Raw genomic sequence first — 25137 nt, 5'->3', positions numbered from 1 at the left:
GGGGTCTTCTCAGGCCACCTACCCGTCAGTACATTGACGCCATGTCCAACAAGCAGCCGCAGCCGGTGCAGTCCGAGCACATCGCGCTCAAGGCCCGCAACGTGTCCTTCGCCTGGGAGGACACTCCCCTGCACTGGGTGCCCGGCGATCCCTTCGCCACGCACACCATCAACGTGCTGCACATGCTGCTGCCCGCCGGCGAGCGGTGGTTCGTGCACGTCTACAAGCAGGTGCTGCCCCTCATCCGCGACGAGCGGCTGCGCGAGGACGTCATCGGCTTCATCGGGCAGGAGGCGATGCACTCCCAGGCCCATGACGAGGTGCTGCCCCACCTCAGGGAACAGGGGCTCGACCCGACGCCGTACACCGCGCAGGTCGACTGGTTCTTCGAGAAGCTGCTCGGCGACCGGACCCTGCCGCCCGGGAGGGCCAGGCGCTGGTGGCTCCTGGAACGGGTCGCGCTGATCGCGGCCATCGAGCACTACACCGCGTTCCTCGGCGACTGGGTGCTCAACGCCGAGGAGCTGGACCGGCGCGGCGCCGACCCGATGATGCTGGACCTGCTGCGCTGGCACGGCGCCGAGGAGGTCGAGCACCGGTCGGTCGCCTTCGACCTGTTCCTGCACCTCGACGGCGGCTACCGGCGCCGGGTGCGGACCTGGGCGACTGCGTTCACGGCGATCGTGTTCCTGTGGCAGCGCGGTGCCCGCTTCTTCATGGCGAACGACCCGACGCTCGTCGAGGGCCGGGCCCGGTTCCGGGACTTCCATCTCGCCGGCCGGCGCGGCACGCTCCCCACCACCGGCGCCATGCTGAGGTCGATCCCGACGTACCTGAGCCGCACCTACCACCCCTCCCAGGAGGGCTCCACCGAGCAGGCCGTCGCCTACCTGGCCTCCTCCCCCGCCGCGCTGGCCGCCGAGCAGGAGGGCAAGTGATGACGCCGAGACTGCGGACCGTCGTCGCGGTCGCGGGCGCCGCGCTGCTCGTGCAGCGGGCCCTGCGCCGGCGTATCGAGGCCTCCCCGCTGTGGCCGATGCCGGCGCTGGATCCGCCGACCTCCGGGCGGCCGCGCTCCCGGGCCCTGCGGCTCCTGGTCGCCTCGCGCCGGACGATCGCCGAAGGGGTCGTCCAACTGCGCCTGGAGGGTGAGCGGTTGCCCGGCTGGGAACCGGGGGCCCATCTCGACGTGGTGCTGCCCTCCGGACTGGTCCGGCAGTACTCGCTCTGCGGGGATCCGGCCGACACCTCGTCGTACACGATCGCCGCCCGGCTGGTCGCGGACGGGCGGGGCGGTTCGCGGGAGGTCCACGAGCAGGTCGTGGCGGGCATGGAGCTGGAGGTGCGCGGGCCGCGCAACCGTTTCCCGCTCGTCGAGGCCGGGTCCTACGTGTTCGTGGCCGGGGGCATCGGGATCACGCCGGTCCTGTCGATGGTGCGGGCCGTGCCGGACGGGGTGGCGTGGCGGCTGCTGTACTGCGGGCGGTCCCGCGGGTCCATGCCGTTCCTGGCGGAGTTCGCCGGGGACGACCGGGTCACGGTCGTCGCGGAGGACGAGGACGGACGCCCCGACCTCGACGCGCTGGCCGTCCCGGAGGGCGCGGCAGTGTACTGCTGCGGTCCGGAGGGGCTGATGGCGGCGGTGGAGGAGCGCTTCCCGGAGGTGCGGCTCGAACGTTTCGCGCCGCGCACCGACGCCGACGGCAACCACGCCTTCGAACTCGAACTCCGGCGCAGCGGACGGACGCTGACGGTCCCGGCCGACTCGACGGTGCTGGCCACGGTACGGGCGGAGCTCCCCGACACGCCGTACTCCTGTGCGCAGGGGTTCTGCGGGACCTGTCAACAGCGGGTGCTGGAAGGGGAAGTGGAACACCGGGACGAGCTGCTCACCGACACGGAGCGTGCCGACTCGATGCTCATCTGTGTATCACGGGCCCGAAGTGGGAGACTTGTGCTGGATCTGTGAACACCCGTGAAGGGTCGGGTCCGTGGGAGGCCGGATCCGATCGGTAAGGTGTTCGCATGACAACCGGGGTACGCCGCAGGATGGGAGTCGAGGAGCGGCGGCAGCAGTTGATCGGCGTCGCCCTCGAACTGTTCAGCCGTCGCTCGCCCGACGAGGTCTCCATCGACGAGATAGCCGCAGCCGCAGGCATCTCACGGCCGCTCGTCTACCACTACTTCCCCGGCAAACTCAGCCTGTACGAGGCCGCGTTGAAGCGCGCCTCGGAGGATCTCGCGGGCCGCTTCGAGGAGCCGCACGAGGGCCCGCTCGGGGCCAGGCTGCTGCGTGTGATGCGCCGTTTCTTCGACTTCGTCGACGAACACGGGCCCGGCTTCGCCGCGTTGATGCGCGGCGGCCCGGCGGTCTCCGTGGGCGGAGCCCACTCGATCCGTCACGTCTCGGCGACCAACGCGCTCATCGACTCCGTGCGCCAGGTCGCCTACGAGCAGATCCTCTCCCACCTCGACATCACCGAGGCGCCGCCCCGCCTCGAACTGGTCATCCGCTCCTGGATCTCGCTCGCCGAGTCGACGGCACTGATCTGGCTGGACGGACGGCGCATCCCGCGCGCCGAGCTGGAGGTGCAGCTCGTGCACGACTTCGCGGCGTTGACGGCGGTGAGTGCGGCGTACGACGAGGAGATGACGGCGCTCGTGAAGCGGATGGTCCAGGACGAGCCGACCGACGGCCCGTTCGCGGACCTCGCCGCGCGACTCATCGCCCTGGCGGGCTAGCCCCCGCGGATCGGCCGTCGTTCGGCTGCGGCCCGGTGGGGGCTGGTCGCGCAGTTCCCCGCGCCCCTTCGGGGGCGCTGCCTGAGGCCCCGTAAGGGGCGCGGGGAACTGCGCGACCAGCCACGACGGCGCGGCAGCCGAACGACCGGCAGCAGCAGACCTAGTCCTCGTACTTCCGGTACGACGGGTCCAGGTCCCGTACTTCGGCGGAGGCGTGCAGGACGAAGCCGTCCGGCTCCAGGTGCTCCCGCAGCAGCTCCAGAGCCGTCTCGGTCAGTTTCACCTTGGTCTCGTCGGTGCGGCCGGCCAGCAGGCCGAAGGTGACGTGCACGATGACATGCCAGCCGTCCTCGTCGTAGCCGAAGGCCGAGTGGTCCGCGGCCCGGAAGAGGGTCTTGCAGGCTTCGGGCTTGGCCGCCGCGATCTCGACGACGGCGCTGTGCAGGGCCTTGGCGAAGCCCTCCCGGTCGAAGGCGGGGCCCGCCGTGGCGGTGTAGTCCACGGTGATCTGCGGCATGAGCACTCCTGTTCTGCGGCGACTGGGCTCCAGCCTAGGTCTCATGCGGGGCGGCCGAAGCGGCGGGCGGCCCAGAGCAGGGCGAGGACTCCGCCCGCCAGCAGGAGGGCGCCCTCCAGGAGCAGGGGAGGCTGCCGGCCGAACCACTCGATGCCCGCGGTGGTCGCCTGGTCCGGAACCCGTAGCGCGATGCAGCGGCGGAGCAGGTCCACCCCGTAGGCGAGCGGGTTGAGGGCGGTCAACGTGTGGGCCCAGCCCGGCAGGTTCTGCGTCGGGAAGAAGCCGCCGGAGAGGAACAGCAGCGGCATCATCACCAGGCCGAGCAGCATCTGGAAGATCTCGGGCCGGTCCAGGCTCACGGCCAGCAGCAGGGACAGGGCCGTGATGGTGAAGGAGGCCAGGACCAGGGCGGCGAGGAGCAGGGCCAGCAGGAGCGGGTCGTAGGGCAGGCCGACGGCGCCGGCCAGGCCGAGCAGGACGGCGCCCTGGACCGTGGAGACGAGGGTGCCGCCGGCGCAACTGCCGAGGAGGAGGGTGGGCCGGCTGACCGGGGCCATCAGGAGTTCGCGCAGGTAACCGCTCTGCCGGTCGGTGATCAGGCGGATGCCGACGACGATGGCCGGCGCCTGCACCGTCATGATCAGCATGCCCGGGAAGAGGTAGGCCTGGTAGCCGACGCCCAGGGAGGAGTTGGGGATGAGGGCGGCCAGGCCGCCTCCCAGCACGAACAGATAGAGCACCGGCTGGATCAGCATCAGGGCGGTGTGGACCCGTTGGGCGGACAGCCGCAGCAGGTCGCGGTGGACCAGGGCGTGGACGGCACGCAGTTCGTGGCGCAGGCGGGTCCCCGGCTCACGGCCGGTGCCGCCGGGGTCGCCGGGGTCGTCAGGGGTGTCGGGAGCGTCCGAGGCAGGGAGGGCGGATGCGGTCATGGGGCCTCCTCGGTCGCCGCGATGGGGCCGCCGGGAGCGGGGACGGCCGGTGTCCGGGGGGAGCCGGGGACGTGGATGCTCCGGCCGGTGTGGTGGAAGAACACGTCGTCGAGGGTCGGCGGCGTCGCGGACGCGGCGTGCACGGCGATGCCGTGGCCTGCCAGCGCCCCGCACAGCCGGGGAATCCAGGCGCTGCCGTCGGGCACCCGCAGGGAGACCCCTTCGGCGTCCCGGGTGACGGCGACGCCCGGTGGTGCGGTCCGGCCCACGACCCGTCGTGCCGCCGCGTCGTCGTCGGTGCGCAGCACCACCCGGTCGTCCCCGATCGCGGCCTTGAGCGCGAGGGGCGTGCCCCGGGCCACGAGCCGGCCGTGGTCGATGATGCCGAGGCGGTCGCAGTTCTCCGCCTCCTCCAGGTAGTGGGTGGTGACGAAGACGGTGCAGCCGTACCGGTCGCGCAGCAGGCGCAGGTGTTCCCAGACCTGGGCGCGGGCGTGCGGGTCGAGTCCGGTGGTCGGCTCGTCGAGGAACAGCACCCGGGGTGCGTGCAGCAGGCCGCGGGCGAGTTCCAGACGACGGCGCATGCCTCCGGACAGGGTGCGTACCGGGGACCGCCGCCGGTCGGCCAGTCCGACCGTGTCGAGCATCTCGGTGACGCGCAGGCGGGCGTGGCGTCGGCTCAGTCCGTAGAGGCGGGCGTGGATGTGCAGGTTCTGTTCGGCCGTCAGGTCCGGGTCCAGGGCGCTGTGCTGGAAGAGCATCCCGACCGCCGCGCGTACCCGGTCCGGCCGGCTGAGCACGTCGATGCCCGCCACGGTGGCGTGTCCGGCGGTGGGGCGGGCCAGCGCGCACAGCAGGGCGAGAGTGGTGGACTTTCCGGCGCCGTTGGGGCCGAGGAAGGCGAAGGTCTCGCCTTCGAACACGTCCAGGTCCAGGCCGCGGACGGCATGGGTGGTGGTTCCGTCCGGGCCCGGGTAGCTCTTGACCAGGCCTCGCGTGCTGACCGCGTACGCGGGCCGGGCCGCGCGCTGCGATGTGTCCGGGCTCGGGTTGGGGTTGGGGGTCGGGTCGGGGTTCGAGGTCGGGGTCGGGGTGGGGTCTGCGGCGGTCGGCATGGTCGTCCGGGTGCGGGCGTCGTCAGCGGCGGGTGGCTGCATGGTCGGGTCCTCGTCCACGGGGGTGTCTTCCGCGGGCCTGCCGTCCGCAGCGGCCCCGGCTCCGGCCGGTGGCCGCCCGAGGGCGGCCACCGGCCGGAGGTTCTCGGCTAGGCGCAGCTGATGCCCACACAGACCGTGTTGAGCAGCGTCAGCAGGCCGACGCAGGCACACGTACCGGAGTACGACGCTCCGTCGAAGTCGACCGGCTCGGTCTCCGGAAGGGCGTGCAGTTCGGCCAGCAGCTCGAGGGCCTGGTTCTCCATGACATTCTCCTTCTGTGAGCGGTAAGCGACAGGGGGGTTTTCCTGCCGCTCAACCCGGCTGCTGGACAGTCCAGTGCCGGGAGTCGGTGTGGCGCGTCCTCAGGAGGAACGCCAGGATTCCCGCGGCCCCGTCGCTCCAGCTCGTCGAGACGTCCCCGTACTCGTTGGGGAAGACGACGTGGGCTGCGCGGTGGGCGCGTTCGGAGACGATGAGGCGGGCCAGGTCCTCGGCCGTCGCCCGGTAGGCGGGCTCCCCGGTGGCCTCGGCCATGTCGAGGAGGAAGTCGCCGTTGCCCGCCAGGCCGTGGCACTGGGTGAGGGCGGCCCGGGAGGCGCGCTCCACGACGGCGTGTACGGCGCCGCGGGCGAGATCGCCGAATCGGTTGTCCCCGGTCCGCTGCCAGAGCCGGACCAGGAAGGAGCCGATGCCCGCCGAGCCGTGGCACCAGTACGGGGCCGTGGGCGGGTCCGTGGCCTGGGCCGGCCACTGGGCGGCCCGGCCGACCGGCACGGCGTTGGCCACCAGGTGCTCTCCCGCCGCCAGGGCCAGTTCCAGGTGTTCCGGCCGCCCGGAGACGGCCGCGGCGGTGAGCAGGAAGCTGCCGATGCCGGCCGATCCGTGCGCGAAGCCCAGGTAGCGTTTGCCGGCCTCCTCGGAGACGGCCTCCGCGGGGACGGGCCAGCTCACGCCGGACGGTTCGGGCTGTGCGGCGGCGGCCAGCCGGTCGGCCGCGTCGACGACCAGCTCGGCCAGGCGCGGGTCGTCGGTACGGCGCCACAGGTGAGCGGCGGCGAGTCCGCTGCCCGCGGTGCCGTGGGTGATGTCGTGGCTGGGCGTCGGTTCCGGTGGCGCCAGTGCGAGGGCCAGCGCGTGGTCGGTGAGCGTGCGGTCGTCGACGGCACGTCCGGCGTCGTACAGCGCCCAGGCGATGCCGCGGCCGCCGAAGTGCAGGCCCGGACGGACGGCGCGGGTGTCGGTGCGGGCCACGATCCAGTTGCCCGCGGTGGAGATCAGCTCCGGCAGGCGGGGGTCGCCGGTGAGCTCGAAGTACCGGGTCAGGACCGCCAGTACGCCTGCCGCGCCCTGCTGCACGGTGCACGGATCGGTCTCGCCGGCCATCGTGGACACGGGCCACAGCCGCCGGTCGTCGTGCGGGGTCATCGAATCGACGAGGTGGTCCACCATCCCGGTAACCGCTGCCCGCGTCGCCGTGTCCGGATCACCCGGATCATTCGGATCGGCCAGATCATTCGGATCAACCGGATCAACGGGACCGACCGTCCGCGCCGGCCCGGCGGCGGTCCGCCTCGGCAGCACCGGAACCGCACCGCGCAGAGCCGCACGCGCCCTGGCAGGGTCCCAGCGCCCGCCGGGATCGTCCTTCATCAGCCCGAGGAGCATCTCGGCCAGACCGTCCGGCAGCCGCAACGTTTCCGCGCAGGCGGCGAGCCACTCGGCGAACCGCTGTTCCGCGGGCCTGGTGGCCGGTTCCTCGGGCAGCAGGTTCGGTACCTTGCCGGCGAGCACGAAGCACACGGTGGCGCCGAGGCTGTAGTAGTCGGCCGTCGGGGAGACCGGGGCGTCCGCCAGGCGCTCGGGGGCGCTGAAGCCCGGGGTCCCCACCCGGGTCGGGAGCGGGACGTCGTCCTCCAGGACGGCGAGCTCCAGGTCGATGAGGCGCAGTTCCCCGTCGGGGCGGACCATGACGTTGCCGGGTGTGAAGTCCCGCAGTACGCAGCCGCGGGCGTGGGCCGCCGCGACCAGCTCCACCAGGCGGCCGGCCTGGGCGAGCGCGTCCGCCCGGTAGCGTTCGCTCCCGACGTCACGGAAGCGCTCGGCGACCCAGTTGCGCAGGGGCATGCCCGGCACTTCCTCCTGGGCCAGGAAGAGGTGCCCGCCCGTCTCGAACATCGCGAGCGGCTCCGGTGCCAGTCCGGTGCCCTTGAGCTTCTCCAGCGTCCTGGCCTCGGCCCGCAGCCAGTCACGGACGTCGGCGCCGGACGCGTCGCCCTCGACGTGCGGCCGGGCCTCCTTGATCACCACGGGTGCGCCCGTGGTGACGTCGGTGCCCCGGTAGACACCGCCCTTGTTGGTGTGCCGGATCGCCTCGCGTACCGAGAACCGGCCGCCGAGCAGCACCGGGCCGCTCGCCGCCTTCTCCCGGCGCGGTGGCAGCGGCACCGCGGCGGGAAAGGGGCTGACCGCCCAGGACGGCGGGGAATACTGCCCGGTGCGCTTGTCCTCCACGGGATTGCCGTCGGGATCCTCGATGAACCAGACGAGCAGGCCCTGGTCGGAGAGCCGCCGCCGGCCCACGAAGGCGCCGTAGCGGTAGTGCACCAGACTCTGCGGCGCATAAGGCTGGTCGGACAGGATCCGGGGACCGGCCAGTCCCTCCGTGGCCCGGTGCAGCGCCAGCGCCAGTCGTGCGGCGTCGGCGTCGGAGGACGGGTATACGGTGATGAACTTGCCCGAGCTTCCTCGTGGCGTGGCACGGGAATTGAGCGCGCCCACCTGTTCGAGCGACCGGACGAACTTGAATCCCGACTCCTCGCGCAACAGCACGTCCAGTGCCTTCTCCAGCACTTCCGGCGCGGACGCGGCCGTCGCGGAAACGTGCAATTTCCAGCCCTGCCGGCGTCGCATGCCGGACTCGTGTGTGAGGCGGCACCACATCTCGTCCGCGTGGGTCGTCCAATGCGTGTCGGCGCCCGTGGTCTGTAACGCCCGGCGGAGCAGAATTTCGAGATCGATTCCGGTTGCATGGCTCGTCATACGTGTCCCTCTCAACGGCGAGAACCGCTGGTTGGAATGTCTCTCCGGCGAGAAGAAACGTACAACAGGCGCCTGCCGGGCGTCACTTGATTCGGCGAGCGCACGGTGTTGCACCGGCAATGGGCGGCGCAGTCCGGCGCGAATAAAGGCGTATGAGAAGCGCCGCACCGGTCAAATAATCCACGCGTTCGACCACATCGCAGACTACACCCGGGAAAGAAAAACAGTGTGCACCAATTAACTCTGAATCAAATCGTGGTGAGAAAGAGGGATTCAGGAGACACGCGGTGGCTCGCCGACCCCAGATCTCCCGCCGAATCCCGAGCACTCGACGGCGAGGAGTACCGCTCCCGCCTTCGTTATCCACCGGCCCACGAATTCGATCTAGCAGTGAATCGACCACGAGTGGTGACAGCCATGGCCATAGCGAACGCAATCGACGCGGAATATCCCGTGCCGCTTCTTCCCGGTTTTCGAATCCGCCCACTTACGCTCGGATCTGCTCGATTCCGTCGTGGCGCCCACCGGCCCGCCTCGATCGGGCACCTCAAATCCGTTGCAGACAAGGCGAGTTGAGAAGGCCGCTACTTCGCCAGGCTCAGCGCCAGCAGGGCGACGTCGTCCTCACGGTCCCGGCCGAAGCAGGCGAGGAGGGTGTCGCACAGGGCCTCCAGGCCGGGCAGGGCACCGCAGGCGGCGGCCCGGAGGTGTTCCATCGAGATCGCGAGGTCGGTGCCGCGGGTCTCGATCAGGCCGTCGGTGACCATGAGGAGCCGGTCGGTGGGTCCGAGGACCAGCTCGGTGGGCGGCGGGTGGGGCAGGCCCACCCCCAGCAGCGGGCCGGACGCCTTGACGTACTCGGCGCTGCCGTCGTCGCCGAGTATCAGCGGCGGGATGTGGCCGGCGTTGGCGACGCGGGTGCGCCCGGTCGCCGGGTCGATCAGGGCCAGGCAGACGGTGGCCGTGACCTCGGCGTGGTAGTGCTGGAGCAATCGGTCGAGGCGGTCGGCGAGAGCGGCCGGGTCGCTCTCGGTGAGGCAGTAGGCGCGCAGCGCGTGCCGCAGTTCGACCATGACGGTGGCCGCGTCCAGCGAGTGCCCCACGACGTCCCCGACCGCGGTGAGCACGCCGTCGCCGACCCGCAGTGCGGCGTAGAAGTCGCCGCCGATCTCGGTCTCCTGGGAGGCGGGTTCGTAGCGGACCGCTATGTCGACGCCCGGCAGGTCGGGCAGCTGGTGCGGGCGGGGCAGGAAGCTGTGCTGGAGGGTGAGCGCGACATGCCGCTCCACCTGGTACATGAGCAGGGGCTCGGCGGCGAGCGCGGTGGCCTGGGCCAGCTGGGCCAGCAGCGCCTCGTTCTCGGGGTCGACCCTGCGCTGCCCGCGGGTGGGGGTGGCCAGGCACACCGGCACCTTGCCGTCCTGGGTGAGGACCAGCGTCAGCCGGGCGTCGTGCTGCACTCCGGGCCGGAAGAACCCGGTGGGCCACAGCGGCGCCGGCACGGTGGTGATCCGGACCCCGGACTGCCCGCGGGTGAGCCGGCGCAGCAGACCGGCCACGTCCCGGTGGGCGCCCTCGTCCGGCAGCGCGAGGGAGGTGCGCTCCCGGTACAGGCCGCGGTACAGCTCGTCGTCCTGGTCGAGGACGAAGACGGCGGCCGGGCAGCCGAGGAGGCGGGCGGCGCCGTCCGCGGCGGCGTCGGCCAGTTCGGGCAGCGAACGGGCCGCCTGGATGGTGACGATCGTCTCCGACAGCAGTTTCAGGCGCCGTACCAGTGCCTGGTCGTCGGCGCGCAGCCGGGCGGCGCGGACCGCGGCCCGGACCGCCGCCTCGATCTCCTCCGGCTCGGCGGGCACCGTCAGATACGCCTCGGCCCCCGCGTCCAGGCCCGGGCAGCGGTCCGCCGGGGCGGTGCGCAGGGCCGAGAAGTGCACGACGGGCAGACCGGCCATGTGCGGCCGCTCCTTCAGCCGGCGGCAGAGCTCGAAGCCGCTCATGTCCGGGAGGTTCACGTCGACGAGGGCCACGTCGGGCAGGGCACCCTTGCGCAGCCGTACGTCTAGCTCGGCGAGCGCCTGCCGGCCGTCGGCGACCACGACGACCTGGTGGCCGGCCCGGCGCAGGACGGTGCCCATCGCGTACCGGCTCGCGGGCTCGTCGTCCACGACCAGCACGGTCGTGTCTGTCAGCTTGCCGTTGACGTCCATGCTCCCAGCCCCTGGACCACACCGGTGGGGCAGTGCCTGGGGGTACCCCCCGGCGGTGGCCGGGGGAATGCCGGGCCTGCCCCACCGAGTCAGGCCGCGGTCACGTGGTCCGGGAGAACACCGCAACCGTGCGCCCCGGAACCTCGAACGTACCCGTTTCCCGCTCGTACGATGCCGACCTGACGACGGAGTCCTGGCCCGACGCCTGCACCGGGTGCAGCCGGTAGCCGGTTCCGGCCAGGGTGCCCACCCGCTGCTCCTGCCGCTCCGGGCTCGCGTTGAACACGACGACCAGGTCCCCCAGCTCCATGGTGATCACCCCGGGCGTCTCGTCCTTGCCGGAGAGCGGAAAGGAGAGCGCCGACTGCACCCGCGCGGCCGTGCCGAGCGAGAACGCCTTGTCGGTCGTACGGATCTTCAGCAGGTCCTGGTAGGCGGCCGAGGTCCCGTCGATCTGCGGGCAGCCGACCTTCACCGAGGTCAGCAGCGGCTTGGCGTAGGGCCACTTGGACTGGTTGCCGGCGGCCGTCGGCAGCCCGCGGCCGAAGCCGTTGCCGTCGGCGCAGTTCCAGTGGATGGCGTTGAACCAGTCGCCGCTGTCGAAGGAGTTGCGGTCCAGGGACTTGGAGCGCAGCAGGTCGGTGCCGGCCTGGGAGAGCGAGGGCCCCTGGGAGAGGGCGGCCGTGGCCATCGCCAGGACCTGCATCCGGGCCCGGTCGGACGCGGAGGTACCGGCCGGCAGCTTGTACGTCAGCGCGTCGAACAGCGACTCGTTGTCGTGGGCGTCGACATAGGCGAGGGCGTCGCCGGGTGCGTCGGCGTATCCGGCGGGCGAGCCGTTGTAGTCGATCTCCGCGCCGGTGACCTCCTTGCCGTCGCTGTCGGTGAACCGGTACTCGGCGAGGTTGCCGGTCAGGCCGACCTTGATGAGGTCCTGGTAGTGCAGGAGCCGCGCCTTCTGCTCGGCCGGAGTGCCGTTGGCGGTGGAGGAGTTGGGGTCGGTGTACAGCCCGGACGCGAAGCCCTGGATGCCGGGGTCGTCGTCGAAGGGGCTGCCGCCGCGTACGGCGTCCCGGGCCCGGTCGGAGAAGGTGGCGATGCCGGTGCCGGCCATGTTCGCCTGGGTGGCCTGCACGAACCGCGCGTCGTTGGCGACCTCCCCGAAGTTCCAGCCCTCCCCGTACAGGATGATCTTCTTGCCGTCGACGCCGTCCTTCTTCAGGGTCAGCGCGTCCAGGGCCTTGCGGACCGCCAGGATGTTGGCCTTCGGGTGGTGGCCCATCAGGTCGAAGCGGAACCCGTCGACCTTGTACTCCTTCGCCCAGGTGACGATCGAGTCCACCACCAGCTTGCCCATCATGGCGTTCTCGGGCGCGGTGTTGGCGCAGCAGGTGCTGTTGGCGACGCTGCCGTCGGCGAGCAGCCGCTGGTAGTAGCCGGGCACGATCTGGTCGAGGACGCTGGTGTCCGCCTCGCCGCTGGCCGCCGTGTGGTTGTAGACGACGTCCATGACGACCCGCAGCCCGTCGTCGTTGAGCGACTTGACCATCTTCCGGAACTGGACGGTACGCGCGGTGCCGTCCGGGTCGGTGGCGTACGACCCTTCCGGGACCGTGAAGTGGTACGGGTCGTAGCCCCAGTTGTAGGCGTCCTTCGCGGCGACCGCGGAGACGCACGCCTGCTGCTGCTCCGAGTCGGCGGGGTAGGAGGCGAGGTCGCAGTCGGGGCTCGCCTGGTCGGCCTTCTTCTCGGGCACGGTGGCGAAGTCGAAGGCCGGGAGGAGGTGGACGTACGAAGTCCCGGCCTTGGCAAGGGCCTTGAGGTGCTTGGAGCCGTCGCTGTTCTTGTCGGTGAAGGCGAGGTAGGTGCCCCGGTCCGCGGCCGGGACCGTGGCGTCGGCCACCGAGAAGTCCCGGACGTGCAGCTCCTGGATCTGGGCGTCCTTCATCGGGACGGCCTTGGGCTTGGTGTACGTCGACCAGCCGCCCGGCGCCAGGGACTTGTCGTTCAGGTCGACGACCAGGCTGCGCTCCGAGTCGGCGGTGAGGGCGACCGAGTAGGGGTCGGTGACCTTGTTGGTGACGACCTTCCGGACGCTGGGCGCCCAGACCTTGACGACGTACCGGTAGGGCTTGTTCTTCCAGGACGCGGGGCCGGTGACGGACCAGACGCCGGTGGCGGGGTCGCGGTGCATGGTCTTCACCGCGCCGTCGAGTTCGAGGGCGACGGACTGCGCGGTCGGCGCCCAGACGGAGAGGGTCGGCTTCCCGTGGTGGAAGACCGGGCCGAGGTCCGCCGTCGTGGCCTTGGCGTACACGTCGTCGAGGACGCCGGCGATCTGGACGCCGGTAGCGGCCAGCACGGCCCCGTTGGCGGCCCGCTGGGAGGCGACGACCTGTCCGCCGAGCGCCTCGCGCATCCGGTCCCGGTCGCGCGGGTCGACCGACCAGGCCGGGTAGTCCTTCAGGTACGGGAACTTCGCCTTCTGCGCGTCGGTGAGAGCGGTCTTCGTCAGCCGCAGCCACCGCTCGTCGTCACTGGTCAGCGTCCCGTCCTTGACGGCGATCGAACCGTCGTGGGAGTAGACCAGCTGGGTGGAGACCGCGCCGTCGGCGCCGTTCCAGGCGACCGTGTCCCGGTCGATCCAGACCGCCTTGGAGGTGGTCAGGTCGAGCGCGGCCGCGCTGCCTGCGGGCTGCGGGAGCAGGTACTTCTCCTGGCCGTTGAGGAGCCACACCTCGTAGCCGTTCGACTTGAGGTCGAGCGACTGGTCGGCGGCGAGGTCCTTCTCGTCGCCCTTGTGGATGATGTAACTGAGGCTGGTGGCACCCTCGGTGAGCGGTACCTCGAAGACCGCTCCGTAGGCGTCGGTCCGCACCGGCTGCAGGGGGCTCGACCAGTCGGTGGGGTTCGCGGCGCCCGTCCAGACGTGCAGGCCCCAGCCGGCGTAGTCCCCGTCGGCGCGGTGGTAGTGGACGACCGCCTTGGTGGTGTCCTGGGCGGGGTAGTCGGGCCTTGTCGTCTGTACGTCCGCCTTCCCCTGCTCGATCCAGACCTCGCCCGTCTTCGTGACGTCGATGGCGCGGTCGGCGGAGACGTCCTTGTTGCCGTCCTTGTCGACGACGAGGAAGCCGACGTTCGTTGCGCCGGGCTTCAGTTTGACGTAGGCGAAGGCGCCGTACGCGTCGCGGCCGGTGAAGGGGTGGCCGGCGGGCCAGGTGGTCGCCTCGCCGTCGGCGAGGTCGCCCCAGGCGTACAGGCCCCAGTTGTCGTAGTCGCCGTCGGTGCGCTTGTAGTGGACGACCGCGTAGTCCCGGGAGGAGGCGGTGGGCGTCTCGGCGGCGGGCGGGGTGCCGGAGGCGCTCTCGGCGCGCGCGCTGGAGGTGTGCCCGGCGGAGTCGACGACGACCGCCTTGTAGCGCAGGGCGGTGCCGGCCGGGACGTCCTCGGCGAGGGTCTGGGTGACCTTGTAGGGGGCGTGGTCGGCGGAGCCGAGGGTGGTCCACTTCCCGTTGCCGACCTGGGCGGCGAAGACGACGCGGTTCAGCTGGCCGCCGGTGACGTCCGCGGTGAGGTCGACGGTGCCGGTGGCGCCGGCGGCCGGGGCCTGGAGGGTGACCGTCGGGGTGGTGGCGGGCTCGGCGAGGAGGCCGGCCGCCTTGTAGACGACGGCGGACTCGGCGGGGACGGTGACGGTCAGCCCGGCGGAGCCGTCGGAGGCGAGGGTGCCGTCGGTGCCGTAGAGCGCCCGGTAGCGCATGTCGGCGGAGCCGGTGGCGAAGGTCGCCTGCTTGGCCGTGCCGGCGTTGTTGAAGGCGACGACGTACTCCTGGCCGGTCTTCGCGTCGGTCCGGGTGAACGCGTAGACACCGGCGCCGTCGGCCGCGTAGCGCTCGGTCTGGACGCCGTCGGCGAGGGCCGGGTTGGCCGCGCGCAGCTTGGAGAGAGCACGGATCTGCTTGTAGAGCGGCGCACTCGTGTCGTACGCGTCACTGGCGGCGGTCCGGTCCGTACCGATCTCGTCGTCGTCCAGGTAGTCCGCGACCTTCGACGCGAACATCGTCTGCCGGGCGTCCTTGTCCCCGCCGGACCCGGTGAAGCCCTGCTCGTCGCCGTAGTAGACGACCGGGTTGCCCCGGCTGAGGAACATCACCTCGTTGGCGAGCCGGTCCTTGGCGAGCAGTTCGGCGTCGGTGGCCTTCGGGTTGTCCTGTTCCAGGAAGTACCCGATCCGGCCCATGTCGTGGTTGCCGAGGAAGGTGACCTGCTCGTAGGCGTTCGCCTTGTCGGTCGTGTACTTGTAGTCGTCGCCGAAGACGCTCGACAGCTTCTGCGCGCTGCCGCCCTGGGAGGCGTAGGAGCGGGCCGCGTCCTGGAAGGGGAAGTCGAGGGTCGCGTCGAGGCGGCCCTGGGTGACGTACGGGGAGGTGACGGACGTGTCCGCGGAGTACGTCTCGCCGAACATGAAGAAGTTCCTACGGCCGTGCTCGGCCGCGTACTCGTCCAGTGCGGTCGCCCACTGGGTCCAGAACTCCATGTTCACGTTCTTGACGGTGTCGATCCGGAAGCCGTCGATGGCGAAGTCCTTCACCCACCGCTCGTAGATCTTCTCCATGCCGCTGACGACCTCGGGCCGCTCGGTCCACAGGTCGTCGAGCCCCGAGAAGTCGCCGTAGGTCGCGGACTCGCCGGCGAACGTCGAGTCGCCCCGGTTGTGGTACATCGTCGGGTCGTTGAGCCACGACGGCACCTTGCTGTCGCCGGCCACGGTCGGGGTGCGCGGGAAGGAGGCCGTGTCCACCGAAGGGAACTTCCTGCCACCGGCCGCGTAGTCCGCGTCGTCGAACGGCTCCCCGTCCTTGGTCAGGTAGGGGAAGGCGCCTTTGGAAAGGTAGTCGTACGACTTCTCCTCGTAGTCGACGACGTCGGCGGTGTGGTTGGTGATGACGTCGAAGAAGACCTTCATGCCCTTGGCGTGCGCCCTGGAGATGAGGGCCCGAAGGTCCTTGTTGGTCCCGAAGTGCGGGTCGACCTGGGTGAAGTCGGTGATCCAGTACCCGTGGTAGCCGGCCGAGGCGTTGCTCCCCGGCCCCTGCACGGGCTTGTTCTTGAAGATCGGCGCCATCCAGATGGCGGTGGTGCCGAGCCCCTTGATGTAGTCGAGCCGGTTGGTCAGCCCCTTGAGGTCGCCGCCCTGGTAGAAGCCCTTGTCGGTGGGGTCGTAGCCGGTGGAGAGACGGGAGCCGGTGAGGCCGCCCTTGTCGTTGCCGGTGTCGCCGTTGGCGAAACGGTCCGGCATGACGAAGTAGAACTGCTCGCGGGTGTCGTCGTGCCGGGCGGGCGCGGCGGCGAGCTTCGCGTCGGAGGGCGGCGCGGGCGGGGCGGCGGCGTGTGCGGCGACGGGCTGCACGAGCGCGGCGGCGAGGGCGGCGACGGCGACGGCCGCGACCCGTCTGACATGTATCACCGGTGTGAACTCCTAGCGATAGCGGCTCTCTTGGGGTCCGACCCGGCGCGACGGTATCGCTAACGAAAGGTTTACAGCAAGAGGCTTGAAACTCACAGCAAGAACTTTCACGAGGCGTATTGACGCGTTGTATCAACTGGCCCACGCTCCAGGGTTGTTGAAGCCTGTCCCTCTTGCTTCGGAGCCGCATATGACCGGACACCGACCCCCGGGTGTCTTCAGACGCACGGCCGTCGCGATCGCCGCGGGCGCCCTGGCGCTCACGGGTGTGATCGCCCTGCCGGCCACCGCCGCGCAGGCGGACACCACCGCCAAGGGCGACGTGATCGCCAACCTGTGGGAATGGAACTGGAACTCGATCGCGTCCGAGTGCACCGACGTGCTCGGCCCGGCCGGGTACGGCGCGGTGCAGGTCGCGCCGCCCTCCGAGTCCCTCAAGCAGTCCAACTACTACTGGTGGGACGTCTACCAGCCCTACTCGTACACCCTGAACAGCCGCTTCGGTACGGCGACACAGTTCGCCGCGATGATCACCGCCTGCCACACCGCGGGCGTGAAGGTCTACACCGACGCGGTGATCAACCACACGGCCGCCCAGACCGGCACCGGCTACAACGGCACCACCCTCACCAGCAAGTACGACACCCCGGACTGGGACCCGAGCGACTACCACACCTCCGCCGACTGCCCCACCTCCGACCTGACCATCCAGGACTACTCGAACCTCACCCAGGTCCAGAACTGCGAACTGCTGGGCCTGCCCGACCTGAAGACCAGCGCGGACAACGTCCGTTCGGGCCTCGCGGCCTTCCTCAACAAGCAGATCGCGCTGGGCGTCGACGGCTTCCGCGTCGACTCGGCCAAGCACATCCCGGCCACCGACATGGCGGCCGTCGTCGCCAGGCTGAACACCACGACGTCCGGCGCGGCGCCGTACGTCTTCGACGAGGTGTACCCGGGGTCGACCCCGCAGCCCAGCGACTACTACGGCTCCGGTGACGTCCTGGACTTCACCTACGCGAGCAGGATGAAGTCGGCCTTCCAGGGCAACGTCTCCGACCTGTCCTCCCTGGAGAGCAGCGGCATCCTGCCCGCCGCCAACTCGGTGTCCTTCGTGACCAACCACGACACCGAGCGCAACGGCCTGCACATGAGCTACAAGGACGGCGACAGCTACAGGCTCGCCAACCTCTTCGAGCTCGCCTACAAGTGGTCGACACCGACCGTCTACTCCAGCTGGCAGTGGACCCAGAGCGACCAGGCGCCGCCGAACTCCGCGGGCTTCGTCACCGACACCGACTGCTCCAGCGGCTGGAACTGCCTCGACCGCGACACCGCCGTCGTCGGCATGGTCGCCTGGCACAACGCGACCGGCAGCGCCGCCGTCTCCGACTGGTCGACCAAGTCGTCGTCCGTCATCGGCTTCGGCCGCAGCGGCGCCGGCTTCTTCGCGGTCAACAACGGCTCGTCGTCGGCCACCTACACCTTCGCGACGGGCATGGCCGACGGCACGTACTCCAACGTCATCGACGGCGGCGCCTCCACGGTCACCGTCTCCGGCGGCAGCGCGAGCATCACGATCCCCGCGAAGGACGCCGTCGCCTTCTACAACTCCTCCTACACCTGCACGGTCGGCTGCGACGACGGCGGCAGCGGCAGCGGCTCCACCTCCACGGTGACCGCGACCTTCAACGAGTACGCGTCCACCACGACCGGCACCAACGTCTACGTCGTCGGCTCCATCGACGCCCTGGGTTCCTGGGACACCTCGAAGGCGATCCAGCTGTCGTCCTCCGGGTACCCGATCTGGTCGGGCGCGGTGAACGTGCCGATCAACACGTCCTTCACGTACAAATACATAAAGAAGGACAGTTCAGGCAATGTGACCTGGGAGTCCAACGCCAACAGATCCGCCACGAGCGCGACTTCGGCGGTCTCCCTGAACAACTCCTGGAACGTGGCGAACGCCGACGCCACCGACGTGACCTTCAACGAGTACGCCACGACCGACTGGGGCACCAACGTCTACGTCGTCGGCTCCATCGCCTCCCTCGGCTCCTGGAACACGAGCGACGCGATCCCGCTGTCGTCGGAGTCGTACCCCACGTGGCGCAAGCTGGTGATCGTCCCGAAGAGCACCGCCTTCACGTACAAGTACGTGAAGAAGGACAGCTCCGGGAACGTGACGTGGGAGTCGGGCACGAACCGCTCCTACACGACGGGCACCTCCTCCGGCTACACGACGAGCGACACCTGGAAGTAAGCCCGGAAAGATTGTCCCGGCCCGGCGCGAACAAATTCGCGGGGGCGTGCATCGAACCTCGTGTACAGCAGCAGAGGACGGCACGGGGCGCACACCGCGCCCCGTGCCGCAGGACACGAGTGGAGCGCCGTCGCCGTGAACGAAGACCTGAACACCTACAGCACCGACACCTCCGACACCTCCGGCCTGGGTGCCGCCGGGTCCGCGGGCAGGCACCGCGCCCGCCGCGGGGTCAGCCGCGCCAAGCTTGCCGGAGGCGCGGCCGCCCTGGCCGCCCTGGGCCTCGTCTGGGCGGGCACCGCCAATGCCGCGACGCCGAGCACCGCCAAGGCCACGCCGACCTGCTCCGCCGCCGCCCTCAAGGCCGGCTTCGGCCGGCAGCTCGCCGGTGGCATGAACCACCAGGGTGTCGTCATCACGCTGCGCAACCTCAGCGGGAAGACCTGCGCGCTGCGCGGCTACCCCGGCCTGGGCCTGGAGAACTCCGCGCACAAGGCGATCACGACCCACACGCACTGGGGCAACACCTGGTACGCCAAGGACCCGGGCAAGAAGACCCTCGTCCTCAAGGACGGTCAGAGCGCCGAGGCCGTCGTCGCCTGGACGCACGCCAACACCGGCACCTCGGGCGCGGTGCACGCCTCCTACCTGGAGATCACGCCGCCCGCCTCGACCAAGCACAAGACGCTGGGGTTCCCCCAGTGGGTCGACCACGCCGACCTCTCCGTCACCGCGCTGGCCAGGCACATCGACGTCACCGACTGACCTTCCACGCCCCGGCCGGTGCGGTGGCTACGCCCCGGCCCCGCCGTCCACCTGCAAAACCGCGCCCGAGACGAAGGACGCGCGGTCGCTGAGGAGCCAGGCGGCGGCTTCGGCTATTTCTTCGGGAGCAGCCGTGCGGCGCAGGGGGGTCACGGACTTCAGGTGCTCGATGACACCGGGGGTGACCTCGTCCCAGTGGCGGACCATCTCGGTGAGCGTGCCGCCGGGGGCAATGGCGTTGACGCGGATGCCCTCGGGGCCGTAGGTGACGGCGGCCGACTCGGTGAGGCTGTTGACGGCCCGCTTCAGGGCGCCGTAGACCGGCAGGACGGGGTTGGCGCGCAGGCTGCCGACGGACGAGTTGTTGACGATGGCGCCGGTGCCGGCGGTGGCCCGGATGGCGGCGACCTCCGCGGCCATGGCGAGCCAGACGCCCTTGAGGTTCACGGCGGTGACGTGGTCGAAGTCGGCCTCGGGGAGTCCGTCCACGGGGCCGGGCTGCTGGGCGACCGCGCCGTTGTTGAAGGCGAGGTCCAGGCGGCCGTACACCTCCACGGTGCGGTCGACGGCGGCGCGGACGCTCGTCGCGTCGGCCAGGTCGCAGACCACGTAGTCCGCGGTGCCACCGGCCGCGCGGACCTCCTCGGTCACCGCCTTGAGCTGGTCCTCCGTGCGGGCCGCCAGCAGCACCCGGGCACCCTCGCGGGCGAAGAGCCGGGCGGCCGCCGCGCCGATCCCGCGCCCGGCACCGCTGATGAACGCCACCTTGCCGGTCAGCAGACCGGGATTCACTGTGTTCTCCATGGCTTCGAGCCTGCGTCCGGGCGCCGGGCCCATCCAGGCACCGGCGGTACCTGGATGAGGTCCGGCGCCCGGCGCACACTGGACGCGTGGACAGGCAAGAACTCGCGGCTTTCCTGCGCAGCCGACGTGAGCGGATCTCCCCCGCCGAGGTGGGGCTGCCGCACGGTCCGCGCCGCCGGACGCCGGGGCTGCGGCGCGAGGAGGTGGCGCAGCTGGCGTTCATCTCGACGGAGTACTACACGCGGCTGGAGCAGGCCCGGGGCCCGCGGCCGTCGCGTGAGGTGCTGGGCGGGCTGGCGCGGGCGCTGCGGCTGTCCGACGCCGAGCGCGGGCATCTGCACCATCTCGCCGGGGCGCCGCCGGGGCCGCCGCCCGGGCCCTCCCGCGAGGTCCGGCAGAGCCTGCTCGACCTCCTGCACCGGCTTCCGCAGGCCGCCGCCTTCGTGACCTCCGCGACCTTCGAGGTGCTGGCCTGGAACGATCTGGCGGCCGCCCTCATGGAGGACTTCTCCGCGCTGCCCCCACGCGACCGCAACCTCGTGCGCCGTGCCTTCCTCACCCCGCGCCCGGCGGGCAGCAGGCTGTACGGGGTGTCGGACGTGGACGCCTTCGCCCGGCTCTCCGCGCAGCGCCTGCGGGCCGCCGCGGGCCGGTACCCCGACGCGCCCGAGGTGACCGGCCTGGTGGCCGAACTCCTCGCCGGGAGCGAGGAGTTCAGGCGGCTGTGGGAGTCGCACGACGTGTCCGCCGAGCCCACCCTGGTCAAGACCTTCCGGCACCCGGTGGTGGGCCCCGTCACCGTCAACTGCGACGCCCTCGACATCACCGACCGGGACCAGCAGGTCGTGATCTACACCGCGACCCCGGGCTCACGGTCCGAGGAGGCACTGCGGCTGCTGTCGGTGATCGGGACGCAGCGAATGACCCCTCAGACCCCTCAGCAGGTGGACTTCCCTGCGTAGATCGCGAGGGCGGTGTTCGAGGCCAGCGTGGCCGTGAACTGGCCGCTCGAATTGACCGTCACCGACGTGTTCGCCTGCACGTTGCAGTACGTCCCGGCCGGCAGGGACGTCTGGTAGGTACGGGTCAGGGGGCCCGACTCGTGGTTGATGGCGACATAGCCCTTCGTGCCGCGCCCGAAGGCGATCGCGTCGGCGCCGTCGTCCCACCAGTTCGTCATCGACTCGCCGCGTACCGCGTTGCGGAAGGCGACCATGCGGATGATCTCCGGCCAGGCGTGCTGGCACTTCCAGCCGTCCTGCCAGCAGGCGCCCACGACACCGTTGTTGGGCGGCCCGGCGTCGGCGTCCGACCACTCGTAGCCGGAGTTGATGTCCGGGGCGCCGTAGGGGTAGGCGAGCATGAAGACGTTGGCGAGCGTGTAGTTCGCGCCACTCTTGTAGTTCAGCGTGCTGCCGTTGCGCTCGGTGTCGTGGTTGTCGACGAAGACCCCGGCGACCGAGCTGCTCATGTACCCCCAGCCCTCGCCGTAGTTCTTCAGGTAGGCGAGGTTCTCGTCGTTGAAGACGCGCTTGAGGTCGTAGGCGTAACGGAACTCCTGGACGTCCCCGTTGCCGGTGTACTCGGTCGGCTGGACGGCCTCGCCGGCGCCGTAGATGACCTCCTGCTTCCAGTAGACGGACGGGTTGGTCAGCCGGGTCTTGATGTTCGCGAGGTCCTCGGCCGGGATGTGCTTGGCCGCGTCGATCCGGAAGCCGTCGACGCCGAGGCTCAGCAGGTCGTTCATGTAACCGGCGATCGCCGACCGGACGTACTCCTCACCGGTGTCCAGGTCGGCCAGGCCGACGAGTTCGCAGTGCTGGACGTTCCAGCGGTCGGCGTAGTTGGAGACGAGCGAGGTGCAGTCGTCGAAGTCGTACGAGGAGTACAGGCCGGGGTAGTTGTACTTCGTGTACGACGAGCCGCCGGTGCCGGTGCCGCTGCCCGCCGACATGTGGTTGACGACCGTGTCGACGACGACCTTCACACCGGCCGCGTGGCAGGTGTTCACCATGTTCTGGAAGGAGGTGCGGTCGCCGAGCCTGCCCGCGATCTTGTACGACACCGGCTGGTACGACGTCCACCACTGCGAGCCCTGTATGTGCTCGGCGGGCGGGGAGACCTGGACGTATCCGTAACCGGCCGGGCCGAGGGTGTTGGTGCACTCCTTGGCGACCGAGCCGTAGTTCCACTCGAAGAGGACGGCGGTGACGTCCTTGGTGCCGGGCGGGGAGGCCGACGCGACGGACGGGGTCATGACAACGCTACAGGCGGCCAGCGCCAGTGCGGCGGAGAGGGTCTTACGTGCCATGTGGGGTTCCTTCACCATTGAAGGCTCTTGCAGCAACCTTGCTGAAATCTTGCGGTTGCGCAGATGTTACGGGCCCGCCACCCAGTTGGGTAGCGGGCCCTGTGAAGTTGCTGCAAGAAGTTACCGCATGACGCCTCGTCAGACGTCAGATGCCGGTCAGGCGGTCGTCCACCACGCGGTGGTGTCGGCCGGCAGCTTCGCCTCGCCGTCCGCCTCGGTCAGCTCACCGCTGGCCAGCAGCACCCTGCCGTAGGCCGGAGTCGTCACCGACTCCCCACTCGTGTTCGCGACGCACACGAACTCCCCGCGCCGGAAGGCGAGGACACCCTCCGGGGCGCGCAGCCACTCCACCGCGTCGCCCGCACCGAGGTCGGCCTGCTCACGCCGGACGCGCAGAGCACTGCGGTACAGCTCCAGCGTCGAACCGGCCACCCCCGTCTGCGCCTCCACACTCAGCTCGCCCCAGTTCGCGGGCTGCGGCAGCCAGCTGCCCCCGGCCCCGAAGCCGTACGACGAGCCCTGCCGCGTCCACGGGATCGGCACCCGGCAGCCGTCGCGGAAGCCGTCCTGGCCGGCGCCGCGGAAGTACGCGGGGTCCTGGCGGACCTCGTCGGGCAGGTCCACGACGTCCGGGAGGCCCAGCTCCTCGCCCTGGTAGACGTAGGCCGAGCCGGGCAGCGCGAGCATGAGAAGGGTGGCCGCCCGCGCCCTGCGCAGACCCAGCTCCCGGTCGCCCGCCGTGCGGATCTGCGTCCCCAGCCCCGGCGGGTTGGCGAAGCGGGTGGCGTGCCGGGTGACGTCGTGGTTGGAGAGCACCCAGGTGGCGGGGGCGCCGACCGGGCGCATCGCCTCCAGGGTGCGGTCGATGACGGCCCGCAGCTCCTTCGCGTCCCAGTCGGTGCTCAGGTACTGGAAGTTGAACGCCTGGTGGAGCTCGTCCGGGCGGACGTAGTTCGCGGTGCGCTCGACGGTCGGGGTCCACGCCTCGGCGACGAAGATCCGCTCACCGGCGTACTCGTCGAGCACGTGCCGCCACTGCCGGTAGACCTCGTGCACGCCGTCCTGGTCGAAGAACGGCATGACATCGTTGCCCAGCAGCTTGAGTTGGTCGGCGTCGCCGATGTCCGGCAGACCCTCCGCCTTCACCAGCCCGTGGGCGACGTCGATACGGAAGCCGTCCACGCCCATGTCCAGCCAGAACCGCAGGATGGAGCGGAACTCGTCGCCGACGGCGGGATGTTCCCAGTTGAAGTCGGGCTGCTCCGGGGCGAAGAGATGGAGATACCACTCGCCGTCCTCGACCCTCGTCCAGGCCGGTCCGCCGAAGATGGACTCCCAGTCGTTGGGCGGGAGTTCGCCGTTCTCGCCCTTGCCCGGGCGGAAGTGGTAGCGGTCGCGCGACGGCGAGCCGGGGCCCTCGGCCAGCGCCCGCTTGAACCACTCGTGCTGGTCGGAGGAGTGGTTGGGCACGAGGTCGACGATGATCCTGAGCCCCAGCCCGTGCGCGTCCCGGATCAGCGCGTCGGCGTCCAGCAGGTTGCCGAACATGGGGTCCACGGCCCGGTAGTCGGCGACGTCGTAGCCGGCGTCGGCCTGCGGGGAGGCGTAGAACGGGCTGAGCCACACGGCGTCGACACCGAGGTCGCGCAGGTACGGGAGTCTGGCCCGCACGCCCTCCAGATCACCCATCCCGTCACCGTTGCTGTCGGCGAAGCTGCGCGGATAGACCTGGTAGATCACCGCGTCCCGCCACCAGTCGCGGCGACGGGCGACGGTGACGGTGACGGTGGCGGGGGCCGGTGCGGCGGATTGCTGCTGGCTCATGGCGTCCTTGATGCGTCGTAACAGGGTCATCGGGTCAGAGGTGGGGTGTAGAGGCGGCCGTGGCGACAGCGGGGTCGGATGGTCACCACGGCCGCCACCCGTGCCCCGTAGGGGCGCGGGGAACTGCGCGACCAGCCACAACGGCGCCGCAGCCAAGCGACGACCGAAGCAGCTTTTCCGGCAACCGGCGTCAGCCCTTCGTACCGCCCGCGGTGAGGCCGGTCACCAGGTTCTTCTGCACGAGGTAGAAGAACACGGCCACCGGTATCGCGATCAGCACCGCCGTCGCGGTCATCAGGTTGCGCTGCGCGTCGTGCTCACTGATGAAGCTCTGCAGCCCCACCGCGAACGTGTACTTGTCGTCGCTGAGCATGAACGTCGACGCGAAGGCGACCTCGCCGAAAGCCGTGAGGAAGTTGTAGAACGCGGCGACCGCGAGGCCGGGCTTGGCCAGCGGCAGGATCAGCCGGGCGAACGTGCCGAAGGGCGAGAGCCCGTCGACGCGGCCGGCCTCGTCGATCTCGAAGGGGATCGTGTCGAAGTAGCCCTTGAGCAGCCAGGCCGTGTACGGCACCACCGTCGTGCAGTAGACGAGGATCAGGCCGAGGTAGCTGTCGATGAGGCCGAGCCGCGACAGGATCTGGTACATCGGCACGATCAGCACGGCGATCGGGAACATCTGGGTGACCAGCAGCAGCCACATGAACTTCCGGTAGCCGGGGAAGCGCATCCGGGACACCGCGTAGCCGGTGGTGGAGGCGAGGATCAGGCCGATGACCGTCGTACCGCCGACGACGATCATCGTCGTCCTGAACCAGTCCCAGAAGCCGGTGTGCTGGAGGACGAACGAGTAGTTGTCCAGCGTCATCTTGTGCCAGATGCCGCTCGGGTGCAGGTAGTCGTCCTTGTCCGGGCCGAGGGACAGGAAGATCAGCCAGCCGACCGGGAAGAACGCGATCAGGCTCGCGACGGCGAGGACGCCGTGGACGACGGTGCTGCCCAGTGGGCCGCGCTCGCCCCTGCCGCGGACTCGGCGGGTGGTCGTCACGGGGGCCTCCTCGGCGACCTGGGCGGAGGTCCGGACCGTGGTCGTACTCATGGGAACTCCT

At 70.5% G+C, this 25137-nt stretch carries 17 protein-coding genes; 6 read left to right on the top strand and 11 right to left on the bottom strand.

Annotated features, from left to right (window positions below):
- The first annotated feature begins 41 nt into the window (after positions 1-41).
- The 3 genes from ABZ887_RS24585 to ABZ887_RS24575 are packed head-to-tail and all read left to right on the top strand — an operon-like array spanning position 42 to position 2742.
- Complete coding sequence (locus ABZ887_RS24585; RefSeq protein ID WP_361292894.1) at positions 42-938, top strand: metal-dependent hydrolase; 897 nt, start codon at positions 42-44, stop codon at positions 936-938.
- Positions 938-1969, top strand: coding sequence for a PDR/VanB family oxidoreductase (locus ABZ887_RS24580; protein ID WP_361292892.1), 1032 nt, complete (start codon positions 938-940; stop codon positions 1967-1969). Before ABZ887_RS24585 ends, ABZ887_RS24580 begins: the two co-directional genes overlap by 1 nt.
- A gap of 56 nt (positions 1970-2025) precedes the next feature.
- Entirely contained in the window at positions 2026-2742 is a 717-nt protein-coding gene (locus ABZ887_RS24575) for a TetR/AcrR family transcriptional regulator (protein ID WP_361292890.1), read from the top strand.
- Positions 2743-2902: 160 nt separating this feature from the next.
- Here the strand turns inward: ABZ887_RS24575 and ABZ887_RS24570 are convergent, their stop codons facing one another.
- From ABZ887_RS24570 to pulA, 7 genes are all read right to left on the bottom strand, one after another.
- A complete protein-coding gene (locus ABZ887_RS24570) occupies positions 2903-3259 on the bottom strand; it encodes an isomerase (RefSeq protein ID WP_361292888.1) in 357 nt (118 codons plus the stop codon).
- 41 nt (positions 3260-3300) lie between these two features.
- On the bottom strand, positions 3301-4191 hold the full coding sequence (locus ABZ887_RS24565; RefSeq protein WP_361292886.1) for an ABC transporter permease: 891 nt from the start codon (positions 4189-4191) through the stop codon (positions 3301-3303).
- Entirely contained in the window at positions 4188-5348 is a 1161-nt protein-coding gene (locus ABZ887_RS24560; protein ID WP_361292884.1) for an ATP-binding cassette domain-containing protein, read from the bottom strand. The genes ABZ887_RS24565 and ABZ887_RS24560 overlap by 4 nt, the downstream gene beginning before the upstream one ends.
- 107 nt (positions 5349-5455) lie before the next feature.
- Positions 5456-5611 (bottom strand): VenA family class IV lanthipeptide, encoded by a 156-nt coding sequence (locus ABZ887_RS24555; protein ID WP_361292882.1) that lies wholly within the window; start codon positions 5609-5611, stop codon positions 5456-5458.
- Between the two features lie 49 nt (positions 5612-5660).
- Positions 5661-8387, bottom strand: a complete 2727-nt coding sequence (gene lanL / locus ABZ887_RS24550) for a class IV lanthionine synthetase LanL (RefSeq protein WP_361292879.1) — start codon at positions 8385-8387, stop codon at positions 5661-5663.
- 584 nt (positions 8388-8971) lie between these two features.
- Positions 8972-10594, bottom strand: a complete 1623-nt coding sequence (locus tag ABZ887_RS24545; protein ID WP_361292877.1) for a fused response regulator/phosphatase — start codon at positions 10592-10594, stop codon at positions 8972-8974.
- A 100-nt stretch (positions 10595-10694) separates the two neighbouring features.
- Positions 10695-16061 carry a pullulanase-type alpha-1,6-glucosidase gene (gene pulA / locus ABZ887_RS24540; RefSeq protein ID WP_361292875.1) on the bottom strand — a complete coding sequence of 1789 codons (5367 nt, stop codon included), beginning with the start codon at positions 16059-16061 and terminating at the stop codon, positions 10695-10697.
- A gap of 190 nt (positions 16062-16251) precedes the next feature.
- Between pulA and ABZ887_RS24535 the strand changes: the two genes are divergently transcribed.
- Positions 16252-18324, top strand: a complete 2073-nt coding sequence (locus ABZ887_RS24535) for a carbohydrate-binding module family 20 domain-containing protein (protein ID WP_361292873.1) — start codon at positions 16252-16254, stop codon at positions 18322-18324.
- A gap of 135 nt (positions 18325-18459) precedes the next feature.
- Entirely contained in the window at positions 18460-19089 is a 630-nt protein-coding gene (locus ABZ887_RS24530; protein ID WP_361292871.1) for a DUF4232 domain-containing protein, read from the top strand.
- A gap of 27 nt (positions 19090-19116) precedes the next feature.
- Here the strand turns inward: ABZ887_RS24530 and ABZ887_RS24525 are convergent, their stop codons facing one another.
- On the bottom strand, positions 19117-19893 hold the full coding sequence (locus tag ABZ887_RS24525; protein WP_361292869.1) for a glucose 1-dehydrogenase: 777 nt from the start codon (positions 19891-19893) through the stop codon (positions 19117-19119).
- A gap of 86 nt (positions 19894-19979) precedes the next feature.
- On the opposite strand from ABZ887_RS24525, the gene ABZ887_RS24520 reads away from it, so the two are divergent.
- Positions 19980-20855, top strand: a complete 876-nt coding sequence (locus ABZ887_RS24520; protein WP_361292867.1) for a helix-turn-helix transcriptional regulator — start codon at positions 19980-19982, stop codon at positions 20853-20855.
- Here ABZ887_RS24520 and ABZ887_RS24515 read toward each other — a convergent pair.
- From ABZ887_RS24515 to ABZ887_RS24505, 3 genes are all read right to left on the bottom strand, one after another.
- The gene (locus ABZ887_RS24515; RefSeq protein WP_361292865.1) at positions 20831-22204 is read right to left on the bottom strand and encodes an alpha-amylase family protein; all 1374 of its coding nucleotides are present in this window, start codon (positions 22202-22204) and stop codon (positions 20831-20833) included. The genes ABZ887_RS24520 and ABZ887_RS24515 overlap by 25 nt on opposite strands.
- Positions 22205-22360: 156 nt before the next feature.
- Positions 22361-24028 carry a glycoside hydrolase family 13 protein gene (locus ABZ887_RS24510; protein ID WP_361292863.1) on the bottom strand — a complete coding sequence of 556 codons (1668 nt, stop codon included), beginning with the start codon at positions 24026-24028 and terminating at the stop codon, positions 22361-22363.
- Between the two features lie 190 nt (positions 24029-24218).
- The gene (locus ABZ887_RS24505; RefSeq protein ID WP_361292861.1) at positions 24219-25127 is read right to left on the bottom strand and encodes a carbohydrate ABC transporter permease; all 909 of its coding nucleotides are present in this window, start codon (positions 25125-25127) and stop codon (positions 24219-24221) included.
- Positions 25128-25137: the final 10 nt, after the last annotated feature.

This window comes from Streptomyces sp. NPDC047061 (genome assembly GCF_040643955.1).
GTDB lineage: Bacteria > Actinomycetota > Actinomycetes > Streptomycetales > Streptomycetaceae > Streptomyces.
Note: the sequence above shows the minus strand (reverse complement) of the source record. Positions and strands in the feature narration are given on the sequence as shown.